Raw genomic sequence first — 10057 nt, forward strand, 5'->3', positions numbered from 1 at the left:
CTCAATTGTCTATCTTTTGGTATTAACCTATTTGTGCCTTAAGTGTCTCCCTGTATAGATTTCAGCTACTTTTAGGCGTAGGCACTCTCATCGAATTTTATTTTCAGTTAATTATTTGCATAACAATTACCGAAGAGCCAAATTCCGCAGAGTCTAATCGTTCAGAAATTCGTTCATCTTCTTCTTGGGGATTTTCTCCACTAATCACTATTCCTTCCCCTTCTTTAAAGTCTAAAAAGCGAAAAGGTTTGCCCTGCGGTCCTCGTCTCCACTGTAACCATTCTTCGGCAACATAAGGGCGATTATTAGCTTCATTAATGGCTAAATGATAGGTAATTAAAGGTGATGCCAATGTTTCTCTATATTTTAATTCGATAATGATGTAACCTTCTTGTCCTCTGGTTCTTAATTCTTTAAATCTTCCCCGTCTGTCCCAAGCTTTTCTTAAACCAACAGTAAAACATTCAGAGAGAAAGGCAAAGACATCAAATATGGTAGATTTTCCGCTCCCATTAGGACCGAGAAAAACGGTTAGAGGAGTAATTTTTTTTAATTCTAAGTCCTGTAAAGCTCGGTAATTTTGCACGCGCAGATTTTCGATTCGCGGTATAGAATTTACAGACATTGATTGTTTCTCTCTCTTGCTTTTAGCTTGTCTTTCCTGTGATTAGCAGTTATGGCAATTCTAATTTAATGAAGTAAAAAAAACTAGGTTTAGGCAGGAGAGTTCATACCTCATCAATTTGAAAAAAGCGGTAATTTCTTTAGTTCTCAGAAAAAGACAAGTTTTACCTATAATACCAAATTCCAGGGCTGATAGGATTAGCATTTCTCCTCTCTCTTCCCAATCATCTAAGCTGCTCGCGCATCTAAATTACTGGTTAAGACTGCATAGGAGAAAGCTTGCCGTTAGACTTCGGCTGCACCTCGACTCGTCTCGGTGAGCATTGTCGGGCCGAGTCTAACAGGGAGAAATAGTTCAGGCATTTGTACTAAAATACAAAATACCGAGTTTAAATGCACAACAACTGAGAAATTGTCGGGAAATCGGGGAATTTATGCCTGATTACTGTTAAGAAAGTTAAATCGAGTAATCTAACGCTTGAGATTGCCGATCAAAATCCGTCAACAAAGTGGCTTTTCTCGGTTTTAAATGTACCGTTTGTTCTGGTTGTAACTGTAATTGCTTGTACTCCTCACGATTGAGATAAGCCACCACCATTTCCCCATCGGCTAACATTAATTCTACTTGTATTTCCCAGCCTAAATGAATAACTCTTTTTACCACTGCCCAACTATTCAACCCATCTTGTTCGGGCATAATTTCCAGGTCGTGGGGACGGATAAAAACGGTGGAATTATGACCCTGATGATGCCCATTTCCTAATCCCGCTAGATTAGGTAAGATATTCACTTCCCCAATAAATTGCATCACAAAAGGTGTGGCCGGATGATCGTAAATTTCGGCGGGAGAACCCACCTGTTCAATTTTACCATGATTCATCACGACAATCGTATCGGCTACTTCCATTGCTTCCTCTTGATCGTGGGTAACAAAAACACTGGTAACGTGAACTTCTTCGTGTAAATTTCTCAGCCATACCCTTAATTCTTTTCTAACTTTTGCATCTAAAGCTCCAAAGGGTTCATCTAATAATAATACATTCGGTTGAATGGCTAAAGCGCGGGCTAAAGCTACTCGCTGCCGTTGTCCTCCCGATAATTGGGCGGGATAGCGATCGCCTAATCCTTGTAATTGAATTAATTCTAATAATTCCTCAACTCTTTTCTTAATTAATGGCGATTTTTGCTGGCGAATTTCTAGACCAAAAGCAATATTTTGACGGACAGTTAAATGTTTAAATAGGGCATAATGTTGAAAAACAAAGCCGATATTTCTCCGTCTAGGATCCACATGGGTGGTATCTTGTCCGTTAATGATAATCGCGCCACTGTCGGGACTTTCTAATCCGGCAATTGAACGTAATAAGGTGGATTTTCCCGATCCCGATGGTCCGAGGAGGGCAACTAATTTGCCTTCAGGAATGGTTAAACTTATATTATCTAAAGCTTGAAAATTGCCGAAACGTTTAGAAACTTGCTGGATGGTAATACTCATATTTTTAGGTTTTTTGTAGTTAAGTAGTGTGAATTTTGTGGGCGGTTTTACGTTCGAGAATTTCTTTGATAATTAAAGTAACTCCCGCTAGTAAGGCTAGAATAGCCGCTGCACTAAAAGCGGCAGGAGTTAGATAATTTTTATAGGCCTGTTCTACGAAAATTGGCAGGGTGGCAGTTCTCCCTAAAATACTGCCAGAAACCACAGAAACCGCCCCAAATTCTCCCATCGCCCGGGCATTAGTTAACAGCACTCCGTACATCAATCCCCAACGAATATTGGGTAAAGTTATGCGCCAGAAAATCTGCCAATCACTTGCCCCTAAAGTGCGCCCCGCTTCCTCTTGTTCTAAGCCAATTTCTTCTAAGACTGGGATAACTTCTCTAGCGACAAAAGGCATAGTAACAAATATAGTTGCTAATACCATTCCGGGTAAAGCAAAAAGTATTTTTATATCGAAAAATTCTAGGAAAGAACCTAACCAACCATTGCGCCCATAGAGCAGTACAATCATTAAACCGGCTACCACGGGAGAAACGGCAAAAGGTAAGTCAATTAAACTAATTAATAAAGTTTTGCCACGAAATTGATTGCGAGCAATTACCCAGGCTGCACAAAGTCCAAAAATTGTGTTTAAAGGTACAGTAATTAGGGCAATAATTACTGTTAATCTCACAGCCTCGATAAAGTCAGAAGTTCCCGCCGCTTCTAAAAAAGCTTGGAATCCATTGCGAAAAGCATAGTAAAATACTGCCGCCGCCGGAATAAATAATAATAGTGCCAGATAAACAAGGGCGATGATAATTAGTAGGGGTTTGTAATCCCATTCTTCCGGTTTAGTTAATACTTTTGGATTGTGCATTTTTACTCTGTCTCTCATTAAATGATAATAATTGTTACTTAACTCTGTATTTTTGCCCCCATTGCTGCAGGAAATTAATTACTACTAACATGAACAAAGAAACCAGTAATAAAACCATGCCGATTACTGTTGCCCCCGTGTAATCATATTCCTCTAGTCTTTGGAAGATTAAAACCGGGGCAATTAAATCCTTAAAGGGAATATTAGAGGAGATAATAACTACGGAACCATATTCACCGATCGCTCTGGCAAAACCGAGGGCAACTCCTGTTAAAATAGCGGGTAGTATTGTGGGAAAAATAACTCGCCAAAAGATTTGCCAAGAGGAAGCACCGAGGGATAAAGCCGCTTCTTCTACCTCTTTTTCCATTTCCTGTAAAACCGGCTGTAAGGTGCGGACAATGAAGGGTAAAGCGATAAATAACATCGCCACAAAAACCCCTAAAATGGTAAAGGATATCTTAATGCCAAAGGGGGCAAAAAATTGACCGAGCCAACCGTTATCACTGTAAACTGTGGCTAGGACTAAACCGGCAACAGAAGTGGGTAAAGCAAAGGGCAAATCCACACAAGCATCGACAATTTTTTTACCCGGGAATCGATAACGCACCAATACCCAAGCGATAATAGTGCCAAAAACTCCGTCAATTAATCCGGCGATTAAGGAAGTCAAAAAAGTGACTTGGTAAGCGGATAAAGAAATCGGTAAAGTGGCAATGCGCCAAAATTCGGCAAAACCAAGAGTTAGGGATTTAGCAAATAGTGCCGCTGCCGGTAAAACCAACAAAACCACTAGATAACTAATGGTAATTACCCAAGGAATAGAAACTTTTTTGTGGGGTTGACTCGGAGATAGAGATAATTGTGGGTTAGCCATTGTTAATTATTGCTAGAGATTACCAATTGTCCGCTTCTTCAAGAACTTGTGCTGAATCATACCAAACTTCTACATCTAAATCTGCCAGATAGGAAAGGGCATTTTCTATCCCTTGGGAGTTGCCTTGTAGTTGTAGATCGAACCAGCCATCTTGATTATTATTTGCAGCTAACAAAGCGGAAAATATATTCACTTTTAGACCAGGAAAAGACCCTAAACGTGCTATAATTGGCTCGTTAATATATTGTTTAGGAATCCGAATTTTTATTCTTCGGGACGTGGGGCGATCGAGTCCTGATTGATCGAGATGTAAGTCACTTTGGGGATGATTAATAGTTTGCCATTGAGGTTGATTATCCATGGTTTTTCTCCTTAGGATTTACCAGCTTTAGTCAGAATTTTATCGAACAAGGCTCCTTCATCAAAGAATTGCTTTTGTACCTTATCCCAACCGCCTAAATCCTGCACGGTAAAGAGATTTTTTATCTGAGGAAATTTACTCTCAAACTCTTTAAATACCGTCGGTTCAACGGGACGAAACCCCACCTTAGCAAATTCTCTTTGGGCTGCGGGAGTAAATAAAAACTGCACAAAAGCCTCGGCCACTTTTCTCGTACCTTTTTTATCCACATTGGCATCAACAACCGCCACGGGATTATCAATAGAAATGTTGTAATCGGTGGGAACAGTGTAAGCTAACTTCTCACCTTTTTGGTTAGCGAGAATCATCTCATTTTCGTAATTAATTAGCACATTTCCTTGGCCTTGTTTAAAAAATACATCACTAGATTCGCGAGCATCTCTAGGTAAAACTGGCGCATTTTTAAACACTTTTTCGACAAAAGTTTGCGCCGCTTGTTCACTGCCTCCCGCTTGCGTCACCGAACCCCAGAGAGCGAGAAAATTCCAGCGCGCTCCGCCAGAAGTCTTGGGATTAGCGGTAATAACTTTAATATTATCCTTGGCTAAATCTGACCATTTATTAATTTTAATATTGGCATCACGGGGAACAAAAGCCACCACAGACTTATGAACAATAGAGTCATTCGGAGCTTCTTTTTCCCAACCGGGTTGAATTAATCCCGCTTGCTCAATTTTCTTGGTATCCAAAGCTAAAGCCAACGCTACCACATCCGCTTCTAAACCATCGATAACGGCGCGAGTTTGGGAACCGGAGCCACCATAACTCTGTTCAAAAGTTACCTTTTGCCCCGTTTTTTGTTGCCATTCCTCGACAAATTTGGGAATGATTTTTTCGTAGGCACTTTGGGTGACAGCATAGGAAACAAGTGTCACAGTCACGGGTTTTTGGCTGTCATTGCCGCTATTGGTGGGGGATGGGGTGCAAGATGCCAGCGTTCCCCCCGTCAGGACAGTTGCCACGAGTAGGGATAAACAAGACTGGGATGACTGCATCGGGGGCGCTCCTAAGATTTACTCTGAGGTTGTATCTGTTTTCAGGTCTGGTTTAATCCTACAGCACAGGAAAGAAAATTTCAATACATTTATAAAACAAATTGGGAATAAGGTGATAACAAGGGAAACTGTGAGAAGATGGAATCAGTGCTACATCTAGGTTTGAGACTATGGGCAAGAGCGTCAAAGCCAAAAAAACACCCCTCCTACAACAACTGATTAACCAGAGTTTTCTCTTTCGCGGATTAGAGGAGACTTGGTTAAGTCAGTATCTCGATGCAGACAATCTCAAGTTAGAGACGCTATTTTCCAATCGTCCCGTCTATACGGCTTTTCTACCCGATGAATTTCTAGATGTTTTGTATGTGATTTTGGATGAGGGTGTAATCGTCGTCCGCAGCACTCCCCTCGACCGGATTATTGCCATTACCTACCCCGGCGGCTGTTTTGGCATGAGGAGTTTACCCTTTAGTTATGGTTTAGCCAGTCGCGCCTTTCCCTGTTTGGTGGAATCCTATAAAACTACCCACGTCCTGAAAATTCCCTTATCGGCACTAGAAAAGATTTACAACGATAACGAAAGTTTTCGTCAACGGTACTGTTTTTTATTTGAATTACAGCAAAAATTCGAGTATCATTTGCTTAATTGCAGTAGCTATCCACCCCAAGCTGTAGCCACTTTACTCAGAGCTTTAATCTATCAAGAAAGAGAATTAGGCAGTCAACCGAGTGCCGAAAATATCTATACTTTTGATTTATCCGTCGATGTGATTGCTCGCGCTTGTCAACTCAATCAACGCACCGTGGAACAGGTATTAAAAGGATTGCAAACCGTGGGATTAATTGCCTCAGAATCAACGGGGGATTTAATTCGGGTACTGGATGCCGAGGGTTTAAAAGAAGTGTACAGTGCCACCAGAGATAAAGTTAATTGGTGGCCTCTAAAGTAAGTAGGGTTGGCCCTATTTACCCTGGCAATTGACAGCGCTTTAAGGCATCTTCGGCAGCTGCTTTGGTGGCATCCTGTTTCCGTTTACCTTTACCTGTACCGTAGAGAAGATGATTAACCCGCACTTCGGCAGTAAATTCCCTAGCGTGGGGCGGTCCTGTAACATCAACGATCGCATATTCTGGATTAGAGGCGAAATTGGCCAGCGCCCACTGTTGAAAGAGATTTTTGGCATCGATAAAAGATGGCGATTCCGATTGTTGAGAGACTAAATGAGAGGCTACAGGGATAAAAAGTTGGTGCAGATAGTTTTTAACCGCATTTAACCCCGAATCTAGATAATAAGCCCCAATTATCGCTTCAAAAGTGTCTGCTAATAGGGTAGGATTTGATCGCCCCCGATCTTTAATTGCCCCCTTACCCAAACGCATTAACTCCCCTAGGCCGATTTCAAGTCCCAATTGCGCTAATTGTTCTTCTTTGACCAAATTTGACCGCAAACGGGTTAATTCTGCCTCGTTCATGGCGGGATATTTTTGATACAATAGTTCGCCCACCAAAAAAGCTAAAATCGCATCGCCCAAAAATTCTAGGCGCTCGTTATTTTCCGTCAATTCCGACTGTTCATTGACATAGGAACGATGGGTTAAAGCTTGGGTGAGAAGGAGAGCATTTTGAAAAGGAGGCAAACAAGACATTACAGAAATGATCAAGTCAAGAGCATTTCTGATCTTAATCCGACCCCACCCCGAATAGATGAGACGAACGATCCTTTTTTTACTGTTTTTTCCGGCTAGTTTAGGCATAATCTCCCAAATCTTCTCACCAGAAAACCTATCCGCTGCTATTCTTGCCCTAGGTACCCTGGTCATGTGTATGGAACAGGCACGCATGGCAGCGGTAGATATGGCAGAAATTGCCCAATTTCAGCAAAAAACCAGCGATCCTCGCCTCGATCGCTTTTTTATCGTCACAATTAGTACAATTGTTTTAGAATTATCGGGCTTTTATGTGGCTGCCCTCTGGATAGGATGGGGGTCCCTAATAGTTTTAGTCAGTCAAATTTGGTTTCATTGTTTAGCCAAAATTCAACTGCAGCCAAGCACGGAAAAAATTATTGACCATGGCATAGTGCCACGTTTACCCATATTACTCGCTGACGGAATCGGGATAATCTTCCTGGCTTTCTGGTTAGCCAAAATCGCCCCCCTAATTATGGCCATGACTTTAACGGCAATGTTATTAATCTACGGCTCTATTAAATATCTTTTCAACTGATAATATAGCAGTTATCTTAATGGTGAGATAACTTCTATATTATTAAACTTTTAGTTGCTTGTCCCTGTAGAATTGCCCTCAATCCATTCGTAAAAAGCCATAGATTCCGGGGGACAACGGCTGCATCCTCCGCATTTTTCTAGGGAAATCAGGCGAATTCGCCCTTTTTTAAGCAAGCGATCGAGCATGGGACTTAAGGCATCTGCTGACATCCGAAAGTGTCTGGATAAGTCAGATAGAGATGCTTTCTGATTTTTGGCAAGATAAGCCTGTATATCGGTTAAAATCATCTTTTCAAATAAAGTTGGGGGAATGGGGAATGGGGAAGTGGGGAAGTGGGGAAGTGGGGAAGTGGGGAAGTGGGGAAATTTTAACTAAAACCCTAAACCCCCAAAACCCTAAAACCCCAAAACCTGACCACTGATAACTGAAATTAAATTGCCGGACGGTTGATTTTTCGGGGACGGAGATTTTTTAAGGTGAATAAAACCCCGACTACGGTTAAACCCATCAAGACTATCCAAAAGAGAGAAAACCCCGGATGTCGAGAAAAAGTGGCGATTTGATAGAAGGAAGTGGCAACAATATAGGCCATTCCTGTGGTCCAGAGGGCAATAAAAGCAGTCCAACCGGCATTAGTTTCGCGATATACTGCCGATGTGGCCGAAACACAGGGGAAATAGAGCAGAACAAACAAGAGATAGGCAAAAGCACCCGCTTGACCATCAAATCTTTTCGCCATTGCCCCAAAGATTCCTAAATCTACCTCTTGCTTCTCCGCAGCCGTTTTTTGATCTTGCAGATCACCAATATTTAAACCCAAGGGATCAAGTAATTGATTGGGTAATTCCGCTAAATTGGCGGGAATAGTGGCAATAGCTCGGTTAATTTGCCCCCAAAAGTCGAATTTTACCTGTGCTGCCCCCTTATTCGGGTTATCTTCCCCTGCTAGTTGGCTGTAAATCGAGTTTAATGTGCCGACCATCGCTTCTTTGGCAAAAACTCCCGTAAAAATGCCCACTGTTGCCGGCCAATTTTCCGGTTCTAGTCCCATGGGTGAGAAAATAGGAGTTACAGCTTTACTGGTAGCACTTAAAACCGATCGCTCGCTGTCTTGATTACCAAAAGAACCATCAAAACTGACGGAGTTGAGTAGTCCCAAAATCATTACCATTAAAACGATAACTCGTCCAGCTTTCCATAAAAACGCTTGCAGACGTTCCCAAGTACGAATTAAAACCCCTTTCAGACGCGGTAGATGATAGGGAGGCAATTCCATAATAAAGTGACTGACTTCTCCCTTGAGTAGGGTTTTTTTCATCACCAATCCCGTCAAAATAGCGGCGAGAATTCCTAAGATATAAAGACCAAAAACGATGTTTTGACCACCTATGGGGAAAAAAGCCGCCGCAAATAGCGCATAAACAGGTAATCTTGCCCCACAGGACATAAACGGGTTCATCATAATCGTCATTAAACGATCGCGAGAATTTTCTAAAGTCCTGGTGGCCATAATTGCCGGCACACTGCAACCAAATCCCACTAGCATGGGGACAAAGGATTTACCCGGCAATCCCACCAAACGCATCAATCGGTCCATGACGAAGGCTGCCCGGGCCATATAGCCAGAATCCTCTAAAATTGACAAAAAGAGGAACATAAAGCCAATTACGGGGATAAAAGTGGCGACGGTTTGCACACCTCCCCCCGCTCCATCAGCGAGCAGAGCAATTAGCCAACCCGGGGTAGGGATTTTTTGTAAAACTTGGGCAAAACCATCGACAAAGATAGTCTGGGCAGTTAAATCGAAGAAATCGATAAAGGCAGCACTAACATTGATGGTAAACAAGAACATTAGGTACATTACGCCCAAAAATATCGGAATTCCCAACCAGCGATCGAGAACAATCCGATCAATGCGAACGGCAAAGCCGCGCCAAAGGCGATCGGACATGGTATCATTTATCTGTCCAGTCCGTTGAGTGGCTCCCTGGGTAACTTGTTGAATAAAGCCATAACGAGTATCAGCAATTAAAATATCGAGGTCTTCCCCCAAAACTTGGTGTATTTGTCGTCTATGCTTGACGATAATGCTTAATAGTTCCTGTGAACGCAATTCTGGGGCGATGCGATCCTCGTATTGCAGTAGATTTAAAGCCGTCCATCTTGGCTCAACGATCCTTTTACTGCTATGGTCGTTAATGTAGGCAACAATCTCGTTCAGAGCTTCCTCAATTACCGCAGGATAAGCGACATAAGCGGCAGTATGGCTAATATTACTGACTAATTCCCCAATTTTTTGCTTTAATTCCTCGATTCCCTCCCCTTTAACCGCACTAATCGGCACGACAATTGCATCCATGCGAACGGCAAAGCCGCGCCAAAGGCGAACGCTTAAGAGTTGCGGATTAACCACAATAGTTAGTAAAAGTATAGTCAAATATAGACAGACTGAATTCCATTTCAGAAATTCCCTTCACTTTTACTTCGAGAGATTAATTCTCCTTGGGTGAACTACGCACCTCTCTATCCCATAGCGGTTAAACGCATTTGGGA

At 42.2% G+C, this 10057-nt stretch carries 9 protein-coding genes and 2 pseudogenes; 2 read left to right on the top strand and 9 right to left on the bottom strand.

From position 1 onward, the window contains the following. Positions 1–139 precede the first annotated feature (139 nt). The 6 genes and pseudogenes from IM479_RS21140 to IM479_RS21165 all read right to left on the bottom strand — a co-directional run. Positions 140–625, bottom strand: a pseudogene (locus IM479_RS21140) (AAA family ATPase); the annotation flags it as partial. 456 nt (positions 626–1081) lie between these two features. Then, positions 1082–2119 (bottom strand): sulfate/molybdate ABC transporter ATP-binding protein, encoded by a 1038-nt coding sequence (locus tag IM479_RS21145; protein WP_287687319.1) that lies wholly within the window; start codon positions 2117–2119, stop codon positions 1082–1084. Positions 2120–2138: 19 nt separating this feature from the next. Beyond that, entirely contained in the window at positions 2139–2981 is an 843-nt protein-coding gene (gene cysW, locus IM479_RS21150) for a sulfate ABC transporter permease subunit CysW (RefSeq protein ID WP_287687320.1), read from the bottom strand. 34 nt (positions 2982–3015) lie between these two features. Next, complete coding sequence (cysT, locus tag IM479_RS21155; RefSeq protein ID WP_286826307.1) at positions 3016–3858, bottom strand: sulfate ABC transporter permease subunit CysT; 843 nt, start codon at positions 3856–3858, stop codon at positions 3016–3018. Between the two features lie 19 nt (positions 3859–3877). Then, entirely contained in the window at positions 3878–4219 is a 342-nt protein-coding gene (locus tag IM479_RS21160; RefSeq protein ID WP_002768372.1) for an NIL domain-containing protein, read from the bottom strand. Positions 4220–4230: 11 nt separating this feature from the next. Next, positions 4231–5274, bottom strand: a complete 1044-nt coding sequence (locus IM479_RS21165; RefSeq protein ID WP_287687322.1) for a sulfate ABC transporter substrate-binding protein — start codon at positions 5272–5274, stop codon at positions 4231–4233. A 170-nt stretch (positions 5275–5444) separates the two neighbouring features. Here IM479_RS21165 and IM479_RS21170 point away from each other — a divergent pair, with 170 nt between their 5' ends. Continuing rightward, positions 5445–6224 carry a Crp/Fnr family transcriptional regulator gene (locus IM479_RS21170; protein ID WP_287077971.1) on the top strand — a complete coding sequence of 260 codons (780 nt, stop codon included), beginning with the start codon at positions 5445–5447 and terminating at the stop codon, positions 6222–6224. Positions 6225–6240: 16 nt separating this feature from the next. On the opposite strand, the gene rnc is transcribed toward IM479_RS21170, so the two are convergent. Beyond that, complete coding sequence (rnc, locus tag IM479_RS21175; RefSeq protein WP_287687324.1) at positions 6241–6921, bottom strand: ribonuclease III; 681 nt, start codon at positions 6919–6921, stop codon at positions 6241–6243. Positions 6922–6979: 58 nt separating this feature from the next. Between rnc and IM479_RS21180 the strand changes: the two genes are divergently transcribed. Further along, positions 6980–7501 carry a hypothetical protein gene (locus IM479_RS21180; RefSeq protein WP_287687325.1) on the top strand — a complete coding sequence of 174 codons (522 nt, stop codon included), beginning with the start codon at positions 6980–6982 and terminating at the stop codon, positions 7499–7501. A 50-nt stretch (positions 7502–7551) separates the two neighbouring features. On the opposite strand, the gene IM479_RS21185 is transcribed toward IM479_RS21180, so the two are convergent. After that, complete coding sequence (locus IM479_RS21185; RefSeq protein ID WP_287687327.1) at positions 7552–7791, bottom strand: FeoC-like transcriptional regulator; 240 nt, start codon at positions 7789–7791, stop codon at positions 7552–7554. 143 nt (positions 7792–7934) lie between these two features. Continuing rightward, positions 7935–9920 (bottom strand): annotated as a pseudogene (gene feoB, locus IM479_RS21190) (ferrous iron transport protein B); the annotation flags it as partial. Positions 9921–10057 lie beyond the last annotated feature (137 nt).

This window comes from Microcystis sp. M165S2 (genome assembly GCF_020245885.1).
In the GTDB taxonomy this organism is placed as follows: domain Bacteria; phylum Cyanobacteriota; class Cyanobacteriia; order Cyanobacteriales; family Microcystaceae; genus Microcystis.